At 42.2% G+C, this 17,278-nt stretch carries 18 protein-coding genes; 14 read left to right on the top strand and 4 right to left on the bottom strand.

Going from position 1 to position 17,278, the window contains the following annotated elements; translation table 11 throughout:
* The first annotated feature begins 175 nt into the window (after positions 1-175).
* The 10 genes from IAE45_RS03140 (at position 176) to holA (ending at position 11,098) form a co-directional block, all read left to right on the top strand.
* A complete protein-coding gene (locus IAE45_RS03140) occupies positions 176-838 on the top strand; it encodes a 2,3-bisphosphoglycerate-dependent phosphoglycerate mutase (RefSeq protein WP_081118963.1) in 663 nt (220 codons plus the stop codon).
* A 103-nt stretch (positions 839-941) separates the two neighbouring features.
* Positions 942-1,208 carry an ACT domain-containing protein gene (locus IAE45_RS03135; protein WP_081118964.1) on the top strand — a complete coding sequence of 89 codons (267 nt, stop codon included), beginning with the start codon at positions 942-944 and terminating at the stop codon, positions 1,206-1,208.
* Positions 1,209-1,216: 8 nt separating this feature from the next.
* Positions 1,217-2,566 (top strand): PFL family protein, encoded by a 1,350-nt coding sequence (locus IAE45_RS03130; RefSeq protein ID WP_081118965.1) that lies wholly within the window; start codon positions 1,217-1,219, stop codon positions 2,564-2,566.
* 174 nt (positions 2,567-2,740) lie between these two features.
* Entirely contained in the window at positions 2,741-4,300 is a 1,560-nt protein-coding gene (locus IAE45_RS03125; protein WP_200124927.1) for a TPM domain-containing protein, read from the top strand.
* 216 nt (positions 4,301-4,516) lie between these two features.
* The gene (locus IAE45_RS03120; RefSeq protein ID WP_081118967.1) at positions 4,517-5,134 is read left to right on the top strand and encodes an HAD-IA family hydrolase; all 618 of its coding nucleotides are present in this window, start codon (positions 4,517-4,519) and stop codon (positions 5,132-5,134) included.
* Between the two features lie 305 nt (positions 5,135-5,439).
* Positions 5,440-6,480: a CAP domain-containing protein gene (locus IAE45_RS03115; RefSeq protein WP_200124918.1), complete on the top strand. Its 1,041-nt coding sequence runs from the start codon at positions 5,440-5,442 to the stop codon at positions 6,478-6,480.
* Positions 6,481-6,599: 119 nt separating this feature from the next.
* Positions 6,600-7,241: a ComEA family DNA-binding protein gene (locus IAE45_RS03110; protein WP_081118969.1), complete on the top strand. Its 642-nt coding sequence runs from the start codon at positions 6,600-6,602 to the stop codon at positions 7,239-7,241.
* A 93-nt stretch (positions 7,242-7,334) separates the two neighbouring features.
* Entirely contained in the window at positions 7,335-7,832 is a 498-nt protein-coding gene (locus IAE45_RS03105) for a ComE operon protein 2 (protein ID WP_005230159.1), read from the top strand.
* Entirely contained in the window at positions 7,804-10,047 is a 2,244-nt protein-coding gene (locus IAE45_RS03100; RefSeq protein ID WP_200124916.1) for a DNA internalization-related competence protein ComEC/Rec2, read from the top strand. The genes IAE45_RS03105 and IAE45_RS03100 overlap by 29 nt, the downstream gene beginning before the upstream one ends.
* 31 nt (positions 10,048-10,078) lie before the next feature.
* A complete protein-coding gene (gene holA, locus IAE45_RS03095; protein ID WP_286088808.1) occupies positions 10,079-11,098 on the top strand; it encodes a DNA polymerase III subunit delta in 1,020 nt (339 codons plus the stop codon).
* A gap of 52 nt (positions 11,099-11,150) precedes the next feature.
* Here holA and rpsT read toward each other — a convergent pair whose 3' ends face one another.
* On the bottom strand, positions 11,151-11,405 hold the full coding sequence (gene rpsT / locus IAE45_RS03090; RefSeq protein ID WP_005230162.1) for a 30S ribosomal protein S20: 255 nt from the start codon (positions 11,403-11,405) through the stop codon (positions 11,151-11,153).
* A gap of 237 nt (positions 11,406-11,642) precedes the next feature.
* On the opposite strand from rpsT, the gene IAE45_RS03085 reads away from it, so the two are divergent.
* Together IAE45_RS03085 and IAE45_RS03080 are read left to right on the top strand one after the other, a co-directional pair.
* Positions 11,643-12,698: an inorganic phosphate transporter gene (locus IAE45_RS03085; protein WP_081118972.1), complete on the top strand. Its 1,056-nt coding sequence runs from the start codon at positions 11,643-11,645 to the stop codon at positions 12,696-12,698.
* Positions 12,699-12,710: 12 nt separating this feature from the next.
* Positions 12,711-13,334 carry a DUF47 domain-containing protein gene (locus IAE45_RS03080; RefSeq protein WP_077453729.1) on the top strand — a complete coding sequence of 208 codons (624 nt, stop codon included), beginning with the start codon at positions 12,711-12,713 and terminating at the stop codon, positions 13,332-13,334.
* A gap of 75 nt (positions 13,335-13,409) precedes the next feature.
* Here IAE45_RS03080 and IAE45_RS03075 read toward each other — a convergent pair whose 3' ends face one another.
* The 3 genes from IAE45_RS03075 to IAE45_RS03065 form a co-directional block, all read right to left on the bottom strand.
* Entirely contained in the window at positions 13,410-14,243 is an 834-nt protein-coding gene (locus IAE45_RS03075; protein ID WP_081118973.1) for an undecaprenyl-diphosphate phosphatase, read from the bottom strand.
* Positions 14,244-14,392: 149 nt separating this feature from the next.
* Positions 14,393-15,097, bottom strand: a complete 705-nt coding sequence (locus IAE45_RS03070; protein WP_077453728.1) for a histidine phosphatase family protein — start codon at positions 15,095-15,097, stop codon at positions 14,393-14,395.
* A 33-nt stretch (positions 15,098-15,130) separates the two neighbouring features.
* The gene (locus IAE45_RS03065) at positions 15,131-15,751 is read right to left on the bottom strand and encodes an MBL fold metallo-hydrolase (protein ID WP_077453727.1); all 621 of its coding nucleotides are present in this window, start codon (positions 15,749-15,751) and stop codon (positions 15,131-15,133) included.
* Positions 15,752-15,849: 98 nt separating this feature from the next.
* Between IAE45_RS03065 and IAE45_RS03060 the strand changes: the two genes are divergently transcribed.
* Together IAE45_RS03060 and IAE45_RS03055 are read left to right on the top strand one after the other, a co-directional pair.
* The gene (locus tag IAE45_RS03060; RefSeq protein WP_200124914.1) at positions 15,850-16,263 is read left to right on the top strand and encodes a GNAT family N-acetyltransferase; all 414 of its coding nucleotides are present in this window, start codon (positions 15,850-15,852) and stop codon (positions 16,261-16,263) included.
* 279 nt (positions 16,264-16,542) lie between these two features.
* Complete coding sequence (locus IAE45_RS03055; RefSeq protein WP_081118975.1) at positions 16,543-17,079, top strand: hypothetical protein; 537 nt, start codon at positions 16,543-16,545, stop codon at positions 17,077-17,079.
* Positions 17,080-17,278: the final 199 nt, after the last annotated feature.

The following is a 17,278-nucleotide window of genomic DNA, read 5'->3' as shown; positions in this document are numbered from 1 at the left end:
TTGAAAGGATGCTTAGAAAATAACGGATAATGAAGAAAGGAAACAGCTTCGCTTAAACGAGAACCAGGATCTGCAATGACAAAATGAGAAGTGGGTTGAAACAAAGCGACAAAAACGAAACATAAGACATTTTCTAGATTTCTTGCGATAATAAAAGAGAAGAGGAGGCGATAGAATGAAGGTCGTATTGATTCGACATGGCGAAAGTGAAGCAAATTTCGAAAATTATTGGACAGGGTGGCTGGATGTTTCTCTGACCGAAAAAGGCCGACAACAAGCTTGGGCTGCGGGGGAACAGATCAAAGAATTAGGGATTTCCTTTGATTTTGCCTTTGCATCTGTGCTGCAGCGAACGATCATCACCTGCGATGCCGTTCTGGAAGCCAGCGATCAGCTTTGGGTTCCTGTGAAAAAAACATGGCGCCTAAATGAACGTCATTATGGCCAATTAGTAGGGGTCAATAAAGATGAGATGGTCGCACAATATGGAAAAGAACAGGTGCAAAAATGGCGACGTGGATATGATGAACCGCCTTTATATGTGGAGGAAAATGATTTAGACCGCCGCTATGATTCTTTAGACCCCCGCTTGATACCTAAGGGCGAAAATCTGGGGATGGTGGTGGCGCGAGTAGTCCCATTTTGGCAAGACCAGGTGGTTCCGTTACTTAAAGATCATAAGAATATCCTCATCACTGGTCATGGGAACAGCTTGCGGGCGTTAGTCAAGTACTTGGAGAACGTGCCCAAAGATGCCATGGATACGATCGATATTCCTAACGCACAGCCGATCATTTATGAGTTTGATAGCCAGGCAAACTTGATTAAACGGGCGTAATAACGAACATTTATAGAATAAACCGCATTTTCGTTTGATGTTACATCGAAAATGTGGTTTTGTTGTGCTATAATAAGAAAAATTTAATGAAAGGCGGGAGGATATGAAAGCCGTATTAACCGTTATTGGAAAAGACAAGGTTGGGATCATTGCTGGTGTCAGCCAGAAATTAGCAGAATTAGAAATCAATATTTTAGATGTGTCCCAAACGATCATGGAAGATTACTTCACGATGATGATGCTTTTAAACATGGATGCCAATCAGGATTTTGACGGTATTCGTGAGGAGCTTCACCAAGTAGGTCAGACATTAGGTGTGAAAATCAGCATTCAAAATCAAGAAATTTTTGATACCATGCACAAATTATAGGAGGCACTATGGAGACAAATCAAATACTTGAAACCATTCGCATGGTGGAAGAAGAAAATTTAGATATTCGTACGATCACGATGGGGATCTCATTATTGGATTGTATTGACGCCGATATTGATCGTACCTGTGAGAAAATTTTTCAAAAAATTACAACAAAAGCGAAAGACCTTGTCAAAGTCGGCGAAGAGATCGAAAGTGAATATGGTATTCCGATCATTAACAAGCGGATTTCGGTTACCCCTGTAGCGATCGTAGTGGCCGCTTGCCAGCCGACGCCAGCCGACTGTATCAAAGTTGCGCAGACCTTGGATCGAGCGGCGCAAGAAGTTGGGGTCAATTTCATCGGCGGCTATAGTGCGCTAGTAGAAAAAGGCTATCAAGGCGGCGACCTTGCATTGATCGAATCGATTCCAGAAGCCTTGGCACAAACCAATTTTGTCTGTTCGTCGGTCAATATTGGATCAACGAAAGCCGGAATCAACATGGATGCAGTGCGTTTGATGGGAGAAACAGTCAAGAAGACTGCTGAAGCATCAGATATGGGCTGTGCAAAGCTGGTTGTTTTTGCCAATGCAGTGGAAGACAATCCCTTTATGGCGGGGGCTTTTCATGGGGTCGGTGAAGCTGATGTGGAAATCAACGTCGGTGTAAGCGGACCTGGTGTCGTCAAACGTGCCTTGGAAAAAGTCAAAGGCGAGTCCTTTGATGTCGTGGCGGAAACCGTTAAAAAAACAGCTTTCAAGATCACGCGGATGGGGCAATTAGTCGGGCGCGTGGCTTCAGAGCGCTTGGGCGTTCCATTTGGGATCGTCGATCTTTCGCTGGCACCGACTCCTGCAGTCGGCGATAGCGTGGCATTGATTTTAGAAGAAATGGGCTTAGAATCTGTCGGTACCCACGGAACGACAGCTGCACTAGCATTGTTAAATGATGCAGTCAAAAAAGGCGGCGTAATGGCCTGCAACCATGTTGGTGGTCTGTCGGGTGCCTTTATCCCCGTTTCTGAAGACGCAGGGATGATCAAAGCAGTAGAAGCTGGTTTATTGAATTTAGAAAAACTTGAAGCCATGACGGCGATCTGCTCTGTCGGTTTAGATATGATTGCGATTCCGGGAGATACTTCGGCTGAGACGATCGCCGCAATGATCGCGGATGAAGCAGCGATCGGTGTCATCAACCACAAGACGACAGCTGTCCGAATCATTCCAGCGAAAGACAAAGAAATCGGCGATCGCATCGAGTTTGGTGGTTTATTAGGGACGGCGCCAGTGATGAAAACCAATCTTGCGCAGTCTACCGATTTCATTTTGCGTGGCGGTCGTATTCCCGCACCGATCCATTCATTTAAAAACTAGCTCGTGTTCATTTTGTAAGAAAATATGATGAAATGACCTTTAAAAGACTAATCAGAATGCTGTCTTTTAAAGGTTTTTTGGTCCTGTTACTATTTTTTTCATTCCTAAGACGGATGTTTTATTGTTTGGAATCGAATACAATGAAAGATAACACGATAAAAAGGGGTGGTAAAAATGAAGAAAATCTTCCAACTTGGGATGTTGGTTTTTGTTGGTTTGATGGGATTTTTTGTCCTTCAACCATCAATTGCCTTTGGACAGACATTTGTTCGTGATGATGCCGGGGTCCTTTCACAAGAGACGATCGAACAGATCGATGCCTTGAATAAAGAGGGGTTCCAATCATTGACCGGAGCGCCAGAATATGCTGTGATCACGATCCCTTCCTTAGACGGGCAATCGATTGAAGAGCGTAATTTGGAACTGTTCAATGAGTATGGTTTAGGAAATCCAGAGGACAATAATGGACTATTGTTTCTCTTTGCTATTGATGATCGTGAATTTCGTCTGGGTTATGGCGATGGACTATCCTATGTCTTCAGTGAGCTATCGGAAGATGATTTAGTGGATGAAGATGCCAAAGACGCATTACGAGATGAAGATTATGATACAGCGATATTGGCAGCTTCTAATGAAGTCTATCAGCGCATGAAAGAAGCGGATGAAACGATTGGTTTAGGGACGATCTATCAAGATGGCAAGCAAATGTTAGCAGAAAAACAGGCACAAGAAGCAGAAGCCAACAAGCAGATGTGGTTCACTATTGGAAAAATCGTTAGTGGTGTTGTAGCGGCAGCAGCTGCAGGCCTTGTAGGGTTCATTAGTTTTCGTCATCTTAAAACCAAACAGCGTTTTGCGGAGTACCTGCCGTTGCCGAAACATCTGTTAGAAGATAGTCACTTCCAACAGAAAGATTTCTTGAAATGGGCTAGCAATAGAAAGAACTATCAGCGTTACCATCAGTATCAGACAGCCAAAGATTGTCAACAAGCATTTACGCAGTATGTGACGAGTACTTACGTGCCAGCGAAATTGAGCTCGATCACTGGATTGTCGACTGCGGATAAACGAGTTATCCAACATGCCTTGACGAATCCAGCAATTGGATCTTATTTTTCAAACTTGCTGATGAAGAAAAAAACCACGGTCAAACATTTCGGTCAGGTGATCCTTACACAACATGACACCTTAAAAACCTATGAAGCCCAATTAGGCAGGGAAGTGTCTGAACAGATGGCAGACTACGATTTAACTGATGCGGTGTTACCTGAGAATTTGCCTTTAGCAGATGCGTATCGAGCAGAAATAGCTAAGCAAGCTAAAGAAGAGATCAGAAGACGCAATGAGCAGGGGCGTTATTTAGCTCAACTTGTGACGGAAAAAGCGACCTATCCTGAGATGGTACAAGCCATTTCGAAAGAAGTTTCTAATGTTCTAGCGGAAGTGAAAACAGATGCCTTGTTCCAAGTTGACTTGAAACAGGTTTATCAAAATCACCCAGATTTAGCAAACAAATTATCCTCATTTGATGCTTCTGATCGAGCAGCAGTTTTAAATAATGCTCGCCAAGAGTATGACCCGCATGGGATGAATATGGCGTTGTTCTTTGTGATGATGAATAATCATGTGACCCATCAAGAACAAGTCATTGCCGATACGCAAAGTTCTTCGAATGATTTTGGCGGTTTTAGCGGAGGAAGTAGCAGCGGTGGCGGTGTTTCTGGTAGCTGGTAATTTTTCGTAGTGAGGAACGTTCATTGTTCTGCAATACATTCGCTTGCATGTAGGTTTGTGCAAGCGGAAGGATTGTATGGTCAATGGCGTTTTTTCTTGTGGAGGAAATCCCTTGATAAATAAGACAAACCAAACAAAGTGTGGTAAACTTTTTAGAGTTACTGAAAATGAATGGAACTTTCATTCATTTGAAAAAGGGAGAAAACGAGGGATATCATGTACCAATCTTACATATGGGATTTTGACGGAACACTTTACGACAGCTACCCAATCATGTTAAAAGCTTTTATCAAGACATTGAAGGAGTATGGCTTCGATCCAGATCCAGCGGAGATTTATTATATATTGAAAGATTCATCTTCCAAAAAAGTTGCTGAAAAATACAACTTAGATTTTCAAGAGTTCACTAAAGCATTCAAAGCAAATGAAGCGCTGGATGATCGTTTGCCGCTTTCCTTTGCAGGAACCAAAGAAACATTAGAAGCCGTGGTTGCTGCTGGTGGCAAGAACTACATTTTGACCCACCGCGATGTTATCTCAACGAAAGAACTGCTAGAAAAAGAACAGATGGCAGACCTGATCGTTGAGATCGTAGGACCGGAAAACAACTTTCCCCGTAAACCTGATCCGACTTCATTAATTTATCTTGTCGAGAAATATCAGCTGGACAAAGATCAAACTGTCATGATCGGCGATCGTACGATGGATGTTTTTGCAGGACAAGGAGCAGGTGTTAAGACAATTTTTTATGATATAGAAGGTATCTTAAAAGATGTATCTGCCGACCATACCGTCCAATCAATGGCTGAAATACAAGAAATCATTAAGTCTTGAGAAATCAAGGCTTTTTTGCATAGAAGACTAATTAGTTCTTCCTGTTGATGAGGAGTATTTATTTTAATGGAGCGTTCGATGGCACTGCAAAGTTTTCGTGAGTAAAAAAAGTTTCTTAACAGGAGCTTAAAAAGACATAGACAATCTAAGAAATTTCATGCTGCAACTGGTCAACTTCCCACAGGAATGATAGTCTTTAGAAAAGACAAGAAGGTTTCTTCAGCGACCTAAACTAAGGATGAGTGAAGTGGATCACCGATCGCGTTACAGCTAGCAGATAAAAAAATCATTGACGGAGGAGTCGTATGAAAAAACTAAAATTCTTATTCAAAAGCATTTTTCTCATCGGGCTTCTTTATTTTGCAAGCCAGATGATCACATGGCATGACGGTCGTTTGGCCTTTCGGGATGCCCGCCTCAACGAGATCACTCAATCTCTCTCGTCCCAATTTTCTCTTTCACAAGACACTTCAGCAAGGCCAGCGGCAGAAACACCTGCCCAGACATATTTATATAATGAATCACGACAAGTGATCGAAGAAACCTTTGGGGAAGCGATCAATGAATCAGCGAATCGGTATGGACTGAACTGGACTTCCTATCACGATGATTTTCGTAACTTCATGATGGTGATGTATGATGAACATGATATTGCGCAAGGGATCTATACGAATCAAGATACGATTCTTATCGATGACACGCTAGGTATCGGGTCTTCAAAAGCAAACGTTCGTAATCAGATGGGTACGCGTCAAGAAAGTTTTCAACGAGGATCACGACGGTATCGAATCCAGCCAGATGCGAACTATGATCTCTTTTTACATGATGATCAATTGATTACTTTTTTCTATGATGTTCATGCCGAAGACACAGTGACCGCGATCCAAATCATCAATCAAGAGCTAGAGGTCTTGCATGCAAATGATTTTAGGCAAAATCAGACAGCGGTATTAAGCGGTCTGCGTACGCAGCTGTTTGAACTTACGAATGCGACTCGAGTAAAATTTGGATTGGAGCCATTAGAATTTAGTGCTGCAACAAGTGAGACTGCCCGTAAGCATAGCCAAGATATGGCTGAAAATCGGTATTTTGATCATATTGCTTTGGATGGGTCAAGCCCCTTTGATCGGATGCAAGAAGACGGGATCAGCTTCACCGCCGCAGGAGAAAACTTAGCATTTGGCCAAGCCAGCAGCATTTACGCTCACCAAGGCTTAATGAATTCAGAAGGACATCGGGCAACGATCTTAACTGAAGGGTATGACTACCTGGGGATCGGTATTGCGATCGATACCAGCGAACAGCCTTATTATACAACGTTGTATCATCGAGGCTCGGCGTCGTGAATTCCTGAATTGCGTGAAACAGAAACTCTTAACTAGTGAAAAAGTCGACACGTGGAAAGTGTTGACTTTTTTTCTGTCCTTGATTACTTTTTGCGTATTTCATCTATGAGGTGGTGAAAATGGATCAATGGAAAATGCTTAAAGATTACTGGCGGATTGCACTTGTAGGTGCGGTGCTGGTGGTTTTGTTGATTATCTGGTTTGTGCCGTTTTCGAAGAACAAAGAAACAAACTGGCATTCAATGGCAGATGCAGCAGGGCAAACGTCTGAAATGGTGGAAGGTGGAACCCTTCAAGAAGAAAGTCCTCACGATGAAGAATCTGAGATTGTCATAGATATCAAAGGGGAAGTGCACCAACCGGGAATTTATCGCTTAAAATCAGGTGCGCGGATGTATGAACTGATCGAACAAGCAGGTGGTCTGACAGAAGAGGCGTTAGAAACAGCGATAAACTTAGCACAAGTGCTGCAAGATCAACAGATGGTGATCGTTCTCCATCAAGAGGATGAAGGGTTTATGGAGATAAATGCTTCAGGAGTAAACGACAGCCAGACTGCAGTGACACAAATCAATCTGAATCAAGCCAATGCGCAGCAACTGCAAGAACTGCCGGGTGTGGGTGCCAAAAAAGCAGAAGCAATCATCGCTTACCGCGAAGAATATGGTTTTTTTAAACAGATTGATGACCTAAAAAAGATCACAGGCATCGGAGAGAAGACCTTTGAGTCCTTGAAAGAGATGATTACAGTGACGGACTGAACCAAATAAAAGTAAGCAATACTAAGAAATGACGGTTGAAAATTCAAGAAATTCGATTAGAATAGAACTAATCAATCGCAAAGGAGCAAACGAATGAGCAATACGAGAATCCCTTGGGACCAGTATTTTATGGCTCAAGCTGTTTTACTGTCTTTACGCAGTACGTGTTCCCGACTTGAGGTCGGAGCTACATTAGTCAAAGATCGCCGAATTATTGCTGGAGGCTACAACGGATCCGTCAGTGGCGATGTACACTGCATCGACGATGGCTGTTATGTTGTGGATGACCATTGTATTCGGACTATTCATGCAGAAATGAATGCCTTATTGCAATGTGCAAAATTAGGGGTGTCTACAGACAATGCGGAAATCTATGTGACGCACTTTCCTTGCCTTCCCTGTACGAAAGCAATTTTGCAAGCAGGGGTCAAAACGATCCATTATTTGAATGACTATCGCAATAATCAGTATGCAATGGAACTGATTCAACAAGTAGGTGCTTCCGTCCACCAAGTTGAACTCGATCCGGTGTATTTTGAAAAACTTTCATTTGGTGTGCTGAATGATGCACAACCAACAAAAGAGAACTGATTCATTTTTATTTCTTAGTATTATTTTTGCTTGTTCGGTGACTGCTTACTATGTGCAGTCCATCTTACTGGGACTCATTGCACTTTATTATTTCGGGATGCTTGTCTTAAAACGACAGGCATTTTTGTGCATGGTTTGTTTTGTCGGACTGTTGCTGTTAAGTGTCCGCGTCTCTCTATTTCGGACTGGGGACATACAAGAAGGTGAGTATCGAGGGGTAGTCAATGTGCTGCCAGACACGATCAAAATCAATGGTGATCTGCTTACGTTTGAAGCAAAATCCTCCGCAGGTAAAGTGATTGGTCGTTACACGATTTCTTCAGAGACTGAAAAACAGCAATGGCAGGATCGATCCGATTGGGGAAGAAAGCTGCTGGTGAAAGGATTTTTTTCTCTTCCTGAAAAACCACGAAACCGCCACGGGTTTGACTATTCTGCCTATCTAGCCAGTCGATCAATTATTGGCACAGTCCATATCGAACAAATGGTAGGAATGGAAGCAGCAGACTCAGGCTTTTCGCTTGCAAAAGTTCGAGCGGATGTTATTTCTTCTGTTCAACGAATCTTTCCTGAACGATCCGCTACCTATATCAATGCATTGCTCTTTGGTTTTAAAGATCACGCGTTTCAAGAGGTGCGACAAATTTACAGTGCAAGTGGCTTGTTGCATTTCTTTACGATTTCAGGAATGCATGTCGTCTTATTTTTCAAATGGTTTCGCGAGATCTTATGCCGATTGGGTTTCACGCAAAAAGAAATGTTGTTGCCTTTGGTGGTCTTTTTCTTAGGGGCGATCGGTCTGTGTGGGGGTGGCATTAGTGTATGGCGCGCCGTCTTGGCATTGGCTGTTAATCAAGTGAACGCCCTTTTTCCTCAACGCCTATCGGGGAGTGATCGCTATGGGATTGTCTTAACGGCTCTTTTATTCGTTGATCCCAAAGTATTGCTTCAAACATCGGGGCAACTAAGCCTTTTGATGACGTTTTTGCTACTGATGCAACGACCAGTTGGATGGTCATGGTTTTGGTGTTGCCAATTCTTACCTGTACTTGCAGCACCCATCATTGTCGCAGTTTTTTATGAATTTCCGCTCTTTGGCGGCTTATTGACGTTTTTCTTTCTGCCGTTTTTTCAAGTAATTTTGCTACCAGCATGTCTTTTATTGTTTATGGTCAGTACACTTTTCCCACCCATCAGGGGGCTGATTGTCCTTTTCGAAGGACTTTTGCTGCTTTTGGAAATAATTATAGGCGCTGTTGGGGGCATTTCCCTGACAATTGGTGCTATACCTGTGGGATTGGCTGGCATCTGTTGTCTGCTTGGCCTGTTTTTTTATCAAAAGACACGGTGGTTGTTGGTGATCTGTTTCTCACTCGTTATACCAACGGTCTACCAAAAAAACAGCGTTGTACCGACGATTAGCTATGTCGATGTTGGGCAAGGAGACAGCATTGTTTTACAGGCAGAAAAAAATCGCGAAGTTTATGTGATCGATACTGGAGGGTCTCTGTCTTTTCCGAAAGAAACCTGGCAAGAGCGTAAACGACAAGCTGCCGCGGAATCTACATTGATTCCTTTTTTGAAGGGGGAGGGAGTCAGGAAGATTACTGGTTTGTTTTTAACTCATGGGGACACGGATCATATGGGGGACGCACTAGCATTGATGAAGGCGATCCCCGTTGAAACGTTATATCTTGTACCAGGAAGTGAACAAGATCACCGGATTGCCAAGCTATTAAACGAACTGCCTAAGCAGACAAGCGTTGTTTGGACGACGGTTGGCCAGGTGGTAGGTGATTTCCTTCAGTTGCAAGTATTGGCACCAGAATCAGGTGCAGGACAAAACGAAGATTCGATGGTGATTAAAACCAAGGTAGGGGATAAAACATTTTTGTTTACTGGTGATCTCGAACAAGCAGGGGAAAAAAAGTTGATTCATGATTATCCGAATTTAAAAGTTGATGTATTGAAACTAGGGCATCATGGCAGTCGAACCTCGACGGCACCTGAGTTTGTTGCGGCAATCGACCTCCAATTCGGGATCGTTTCAAGTGGACGGAACAATCGGTACGGGCATCCTCATGAAGAGGTGCTGGAAACGTTGGCAAATCAGACCGTTTTGCGAACGGATCACCAGGGCATGATCCAATTTATTTGGTCTGAAAAACAACAATCATTTTTGATAAAAACGCTGCTAGACTATCCGATTGACTAATGGTAGGATAAGAATGAAAGCGGGGGGAACGATGGAATTACAAAAAGCGTTGCAAGCAATTCGGACCAAGGAGTTGCAATCGATTTATCTAGTCATCGGCAGTGAAATGTTTTTACAAGAGCAAGTTCGCACGGCCTTTTTGGAGCGTTTTTCCGTTGGGAAAGATGATCTGAATTTTGCTTCCTTTGACATGGAGAAAGATCCCCTTGATATGGTGATCCAAGAAGCCCAATCGTTGCCTTTTTTTGGCGATCAGCGCTTACTTTTCGTCGAGCGGCCATTTTTCTTAACGGCTGAAAAAAAGAGCAATGCACCTGAGCATGACCTAGATGATTTTTTGAATTATATCAAAGACCCATTGGAATCATCGGTAATGGTGATTTTTGCAGATGTCGATAAATTAGATGAACGGAAAAAAATTACTAAGCAGCTGAAGAAAGCCGCAGTTGTGATTGATGTCGCACCTATGAAAGAAGCCGACGTGCGTCAGTATCTTCAACAGTCGTTGGCCAATGACGGCATCGAGATGAGCCGAGAGGCGTTTGATTTGTTTTTACGGTTAACGGATCTGCAACTTTCAAAAGCGATGCAGGAGTTACAGAAACTGCGATTGTATGCAGGAAACGGCAATAAAATCACGAAAGAGATCGTCTTGCAGTTGATCCCTAAGACGTTGGAACACAATGTCTTTGAATTAACCAGCGATGTCTTAAAGGGGAACGTATCGGATGCGTTGCGCTTGTATGACGATCTATTATTGCAAGGGGAAGAGACGATCAAGATCAATGCTATCTTGATCAGCCAAGTCCGTCTGCTGTTACAGGCGGCGATTTTGATGAAAATTGGCTACCAGCAAGCCAATATCGCAGAAACGTTGGGGATTCATCCGTACCGAGTGAAGTTAGCGATGCAGCAAGCTCGTGGGTTTGGAGAAAAGCAATTAGCAGCACTATATAGTGAATTGATCGAAAATGATTACTTAGTAAAAAGTGGTCAGATGGACAAAGAGTATTTGTTCCAGCTATTTGTTTTAAAACATGGCAAACAGTAAGTCAAAAAGAAAGGCGCAGCAATCATCGATTGCTGCGCCTTTCTTAATTTGCTTATTTTGCAATTTTTTTACTTAAACGAGATTTGTCGCGACTAGCTTTGTTCTTGTGGATTAATCCTTTAGTCTCAGCCATATCGATTGCTTTAACAGCATCTTTATATAACGCATCTACGTTATCAGCACCAGCTTCAACAGCTTGATCAAATTTTTTGATTGCTGTACGCATTGTGCTTACTTGAGATGAATTCTTAGCATTAGCCGCTTCGCTTGTGCGAACACGTTTGATTGCAGATTCAATGTTTGGCATGTATTTCACCTCCGAAAAAAAAGTTCAATTACGTTTAGAAAACGTATAAATCAACACTAGTCATTATACCTAATGCCAAGAGTGATTGCAATAAAAGTTGTAAAGAAATTTTACTTAACACAAAAAAATGATTTTTCGGCCACGCTATTTTTTGCTTTATGGAATTTAAAAATACTTCTTTACATATTTTTTACAGAATAGTTATAAAAAGTTTACACAGAAAGAGCTTTCTATGCTATGATTACTTCGGAATTTTTAAATGGGGGAATCTATGTGAATATCGCTTTGTTTCTAACGATTGTCTTGTCATTAGGGGTGATTTTCGTCAACGGCTGGACGGATGCTCCTAATGCTATTGCAACCGCGGTCTCAACAAGAGTCTTGCGTCCAAATATCGCCATTGGCATGGCCGTCGTCATGAATTTCTTAGGTGTACTGGTGATGACGTATTTTAATGCGCAAGTAGCAGAAACGATCAGCAACATTGTGACATTTGACTCAGGTGGAAGCTTTCGAGTCTCGCAGATTGCTTTAGCCGCTGCTTTATTCTCGATTGTCGTCTGGACGGTCGCTGCTTGGTACTTTGGGATCCCAACCAGTGAATCTCACGCATTGATCGCGGGATTGACAGGAGCTGCCATGGCCCTGGGTGGTTTACATGCAGTCAACGGTGAAGAATGGCTGAAAGTCTTGATCGGACTCGTAGTGTCTACGTTAATGGGGTTTATTGGTGGATTTTTGATCACAAAACTGATCGTTTGGCTCTTTCGTGATACGCAACGGCGAAAAGCCAACAAAATTTTTACGGTTGGGCAAGCCATTGCGGCTGGTGCCAATGCCTTCTTGCATGGTGCCCAAGATGGCCAAAAATTCATGGGTGTGTTCATGTTAGGCCTTTTTTACAACAATCTTGCTGAAAAGACTGGTAATGGCTTTGCGATCCCACTGTGGGTGATGGTTCTTTGCTCATTGACCATGGGGATCGGTACATCGGTCGGTGGGATGAAGATCATCAAATCAGTGGGAATGGATATGGTAAAGCTGGAAAAATACCAAGGCTTTTCTGCAGATGTTACTGCAGCAATCTGTTTGTTCTTGTCTTCTGTATTTGGTATCCCAGTTTCAACAACGCACACGAAAACGACCGCTATCATGGGCGTTGGAGCGTCTCGGCGTTTTTCTAGCGTTGATTGGCGCATTGTAAAAGAAATGATCTATGCTTGGATTTTAACCTTTCCTGGCTGTGGATTGATTGCGTTTCTAATGGTCAAATTTTTATTGCTAATTTTGTAAGGAGAGAAAGAAATGGCACGAAAAAAAGGATTCGATTATTTTGCAGCAATGGAGCAGTTGGCAACAAATGGTCATCTAGCTGCGAAACGTTTTTCGCTGTTGATCAATGATTACTCTGAAACAGCGTTAAGTGAAGCAGCAGCCGAGATTCATGGATTAGAAAAAGAAGGGGATAAAGTGATCGCTGAGCTAACGAATGAGTTGTACGACTCATTTATCACACCGATCGATCGCGAAGACATCTTGGTCATCTCTGAGCGCTTAGATGATATTTTGGATGGTATTATGGGACTGACTTATTTATTTGAGAATTTGGTCATTACGAAGATCCGCCCCGAGACGAACTTATTTGCTGAAATGATCGTTCAAGCGACACAAGGCGTTGAAACGGCTTTAAAAGAATTTCCTAAGTTCAAAAATTCAAAAACGTTGCGTCAAATGATCAATGATGTGAATACGATTGAATCAGAAGCAGATCTTTTGTATTCAAAAATGAAGAAAGCGTTGTTTACAGACGAAACGGATGTGCTGGAAATCATTAAATGGAAAGATATTTATGATCGTTTTGAATCCATCATCAACGATACCGAAAGTGCGGTTGATATTATTGACGGTATGGTAATCAAAAACACGTGATGGAATAAGAATTCTACTTAACGAAAAAAGAGCAACTATTGCAGCATTGAAATGCCCAATAGTTGCTCTTTTTGCTTATAATTGGATCAGCCAATAGCCAATCAAAATAATTCCTAAAACGATACGGTACCATCCGAAAACGGTAAAGTCATTCCGTTTGATGTAATTCATCAAGAAGCGGATCGCAATGATCGAAACGATGAATGATACGATGGTTCCTGTCAATAAGATGACGGTTCCTTGGAAATCAAAGGCATTGCCATCTTTCAAAAATTTGAAAATTTTTAATGCGCTGGCACCAAACATGGTTGGAATACCTAAGAAAAATGAAAATTCAGCAGCAACATAGCGAGAAGCGCCGATCATGATAGCACCTAAAATGGTGGCACCAGAACGAGATGTTCCTGGGATCAATGCCAATACTTGGAACATGCCGACGATCAAAGCCGCTTTGTAGGTGAATTTGTTCAAATCGGTGCATTTTGGTGCTTTATTTTTGTTTCGTTTTTCAACTACAATAAAGCCGATCCCGTAAACGATCAAAACGATCGAAACCGAAAAGAAATTGTAGAAATGCGCATCTAACCAATCATCTAACGGTAATCCGATAATAACCGATGGTAAGACCGCAACGATAACTTTAACCCATAACGTCCACGTATCTTTTTTCTCTATCTCATTTTTTTGCGGTGAAAAAGGGTTTAGTTTATGGAAATATAAGTAGACGACTGCTAAAATCGCGCCCAATTGAATGACAACATTGAACATCGTCATAAATTCGGGGGTAACATTCAAACCGATAAATTCGTCGGCAAGAATCAAGTGACCGGTGCTGCTAATTGGCAGCCATTCCGTGATCCCTTCGATGATCCCAAATAAAATCGCTTTTATAAAATTTGTAAAAAACATTGGTCCAGTCCTTTCTATGACAAAATACAACTCTTAGTATACCGTTTCCTGATTCGAATACCAATCTTTTTCCTAAAAAAAGAGGGCAGTTTTTAAAACAAAAACTGCTCCTTTATTAAAGAAATTGATTTGTTGTTCAACGTTCTTCTTTAGGATAAAAGCTCTTGAGAGAGCGCTAAGCCTTTTTTGATGTATTCTGTGTTACCAACTTCGGCGATCGTAAAGCTGCCATCTTCGTAGATCAGTCGAGTGACCGAACCATTTTCAATATCCATACGAACATTGTTCTCATCATTGATCAAATGCAAAAGAAAAGCGATCGTTAAGCCATGAGAAACAACTAACGCATTCCCGCCGCCTTTTTTCTCAACGCGATAGGCGATATCTTCAAAACCGGTTTTCACACGTTCGGTCAAAACGTCGAAGGTTTCTGCCCAGTTGGCTGTATCGGCGTGGTAAATCGCATTGGCGATCGCCTCAAACGAGACATGATTGGCAATCATCTCATCGTAATCAGGAAAATCAAGGATTCTTGGTAGAACGCCCCACATCTCTGCATCGTAGGCCCCTTCAAGGGAGCCAAAGCACCATTCACGAATCCGTTTGTCGATATGGTAAGGGATTTCCGGTCCGCGGACATGTTCACCTAAGATCAAACGCATAGTCTCAATCGCTCGGCCGCTGTCACTGGATACTGCTTCCACAAAATCCACATCGCGTAATCCAAGTCCTAAATAGTGGATGCCTTGTTCACCGGTTCGAGTTAATGGTGTGTCACACCAGCCTTGCACCCGCTGCAATGTGTTGAACATGGTTTTCCCGTGACGCACGACATACAATTCCGTTTTTGCCATAAGTAGTAATTCCTCCTTTGGTTCGTAATTCGTTTATGCGTTAAAAAACGGATTGGTCCGTTTCTCAATCTCGATCGTTGTTGGTTCCCCGTGGCCAGGATAAACGGCCATTTGATTCGGTAAAACAAAGAGTTGCGTTTGGATGCTGGTCAGCAATTGTTCCAAATTTCCGGTTGGCAGGTCTGTCCGCCCAATGCTGCCTTTGAATAAGGCGTCTCCGGAAACGACAAACTTGTCAAAAATAAAACTGACGCTGCCGATAGAATGACCCGGCGTTGCAACCACCTTAAAGGACATGCCAGCTATCTCATACTCTTTCAGTTCAAGCTCAATTTCTGCTGGACGTGCGGTGATGGGACCTAATTCAGGATGGCGTCCAGAAAGATTTTTCATAGGATCACTCAGCCACTCTTGCTCGAGCGGACTCACGTAAACGGGGATCTGATAATAATCCCGCAAATGGTCAACTGCGCCAATATGGTCATAATGAGTGTGGGTCAATAAAATCGCTGCTGGTTTTGCGCCGGTTTTTTCGATCTCAGCGATCAATCTCGCTGCTTCTGCTCCAGGATCAACAATCAACAAAAAATCTTCTTTCCAAATAAGGTAACAATTTTCTTGAACGGGCCCTGTCACTAAACCAATGATTTTCATGCTAAAACCTCCTAGGATCACAAATGCTTGTGTCTGACTATAAGTATAGCTTAAAGTATTAGAGGAAACAAAGAAAGGTTTTTAGGAGTGAAAAATTAATGATAAAAACGATAAACGTAGAAGACAATCGTCAGGCAGTCTGTCAATGGCTCAATCATTCATCTAAAAAAACGGAGGTAGTGAGTGCCTTTTTCGATCAAGAACAGCTCTCTTTGGCTTTTTTTGACAATCAGGATCAACTCGGTGGATTGATTGGGAAACGAACAGGCAATACGATCCATATTCAATTATTGGCAGTCAATCCAGACCATCAAAATCAAGGAATAGGGAAACAATTGATTCAAGCGCTCTTTGATTATGGGAAAAAAGTAGGATGTCGTTCTGTGACAGTCACCACCCAAGACTACCAAGCGCCGCATTTCTATCAAGCAGCAGGCTTCGAAACATTTGGTGTGCTTTCTGATACACCAGTGCTTGGTACAGATAAACTTTATTTTGTGAAGATGCTGTGAAAGATCCTTCTGAGGCAAGTGGTCAGATAAAGAATAGTTTGATGAGAGAAAAGCTTAGAATTATTGTGGGAATTCGAAAATTTTTCTAAGAAACCGCACTAGCAAAAAACTGCTGTTATACTAATTAAAATAAGAAAGCGTGTGATTCGTTTGAAACTGGTTTAGTTTTTGACGGAACTATGAACATTCTTCGTGACCAACTACGAGGAAAATGTGTCATCTCTATCTTGCGTTAGTTTTGATTGGTATACATCAACTTTTTTGTAAGAAGGTGTTTTTATGAAAAAATCGCTGCAATTTTTGTTGACTCTATGCTTCGCCGCATTCGTTTTAGCGAGCTGTGGCCAGGAGGAGTTAGCCATCGACGATTCAAAAGAAGCTTCTGAAACCGTTACTTCCGCCTCGAAAGCGGTTGAAAATGGCGGCCTTGATTTAATGCTGATCCAAGATGAGAGTGTCATCTTTCCGCAAAGCCAAGGGGTTTATGATTTTCATGAGAATGAATTGACGATCGTTAAGCAGTATTTGCCGATGGCGGATTTAGAAGATAGTTCTGCCAGCGCCAGCGATGTTACCCTGTATGAAGGCCAAATCGAAAGTGATTTTCAGCGACATTTTTCCCATTCAGAGGTTCAGCTGTCGAATGATCCCTATCAAATCTATGAGATCACCTACCAAGATGCATCCTACACGGTTGAAGGGAAGCATTTGACGATCAAAGCAGATGGACGGACCTTTGAGTTCACCTTAGATTTAGACAATCAACAAGCTTATGACCAAAATGGTGTCAGTTATGATATTCAGGTGGATCAATAATTTTCCTTAAAAAATATTCCTGCTTTACTTGCTTAGGTGAGTAGAGTAGGTTTTTTTATAAACTTTCGACAAACCCATTTTCTGGAAGTGGGAATGGTGTTGATTATTTGATGAGTAGGCATTTTGCCACAAGTGTTTTTTTAGGGATAAAACCTGTTTGGAGAAAATACCATTCGCAGAGGACGAAAAGCTGTTTCTG

The organism is Enterococcus sp. S53, from assembly GCF_016516865.1.
In the GTDB taxonomy this organism is placed as follows: domain Bacteria; phylum Bacillota; class Bacilli; order Lactobacillales; family Enterococcaceae; genus Enterococcus_D; species Enterococcus_D innesii.
The sequence above is the reverse complement of the archived record's forward strand: the minus strand, read 5'-3'. Positions and strand labels throughout refer to the sequence as shown.

Excerpts from the sequence above, each read along its gene's own strand:
- IAE45_RS03120 (WP_081118967.1), top strand. The coding sequence starts at position 4,517 with ATGTACCAATCTTACATATGGGATTTTGACGGAACACTTTACGACAGC.
- IAE45_RS03115 (WP_200124918.1), top strand. The coding sequence starts at position 5,440 with ATGAAAAAACTAAAATTCTTATTCAAAAGCATTTTTCTCATCGGGCTT.
- IAE45_RS03070 (WP_077453728.1), bottom strand. The coding sequence starts at position 15,097 with ATGGCAAAAACGGAATTGTATGTCGTGCGTCACGGGAAAACCATGTTC.
- rpsT (WP_005230162.1), bottom strand. The coding sequence starts at position 11,405 with ATGCCAAACATTGAATCTGCAATCAAACGTGTTCGCACAAGCGAAGCG.
- IAE45_RS03140 (WP_081118963.1), top strand. The coding sequence starts at position 176 with ATGAAGGTCGTATTGATTCGACATGGCGAAAGTGAAGCAAATTTCGAA.
- IAE45_RS03065 (WP_077453727.1), bottom strand. The coding sequence starts at position 15,751 with ATGAAAATCATTGGTTTAGTGACAGGGCCCGTTCAAGAAAATTGTTAC.
- IAE45_RS03100 (WP_200124916.1), top strand. The coding sequence starts at position 7,804 with ATGATGCACAACCAACAAAAGAGAACTGATTCATTTTTATTTCTTAGT.
- IAE45_RS03135 (WP_081118964.1), top strand. The coding sequence starts at position 942 with ATGAAAGCCGTATTAACCGTTATTGGAAAAGACAAGGTTGGGATCATT.
- IAE45_RS03055 (WP_081118975.1), top strand. The coding sequence starts at position 16,543 with ATGAAAAAATCGCTGCAATTTTTGTTGACTCTATGCTTCGCCGCATTC.
- IAE45_RS03130 (WP_081118965.1), top strand. The coding sequence starts at position 1,217 with ATGGAGACAAATCAAATACTTGAAACCATTCGCATGGTGGAAGAAGAA.
- IAE45_RS03060 (WP_200124914.1), top strand. The coding sequence starts at position 15,850 with ATGATAAAAACGATAAACGTAGAAGACAATCGTCAGGCAGTCTGTCAA.
- IAE45_RS03105 (WP_005230159.1), top strand. The coding sequence starts at position 7,335 with ATGAGCAATACGAGAATCCCTTGGGACCAGTATTTTATGGCTCAAGCT.
- IAE45_RS03125 (WP_200124927.1), top strand. The coding sequence starts at position 2,741 with ATGAAGAAAATCTTCCAACTTGGGATGTTGGTTTTTGTTGGTTTGATG.
- IAE45_RS03110 (WP_081118969.1), top strand. The coding sequence starts at position 6,600 with ATGGATCAATGGAAAATGCTTAAAGATTACTGGCGGATTGCACTTGTA.
- IAE45_RS03085 (WP_081118972.1), top strand. The coding sequence starts at position 11,643 with ATGATTACTTCGGAATTTTTAAATGGGGGAATCTATGTGAATATCGCT.
- IAE45_RS03080 (WP_077453729.1), top strand. The coding sequence starts at position 12,711 with ATGGCACGAAAAAAAGGATTCGATTATTTTGCAGCAATGGAGCAGTTG.
- holA (WP_286088808.1), top strand. The coding sequence starts at position 10,079 with ATGGAATTACAAAAAGCGTTGCAAGCAATTCGGACCAAGGAGTTGCAA.
- IAE45_RS03075 (WP_081118973.1), bottom strand. The coding sequence starts at position 14,243 with ATGTTTTTTACAAATTTTATAAAAGCGATTTTATTTGGGATCATCGAA.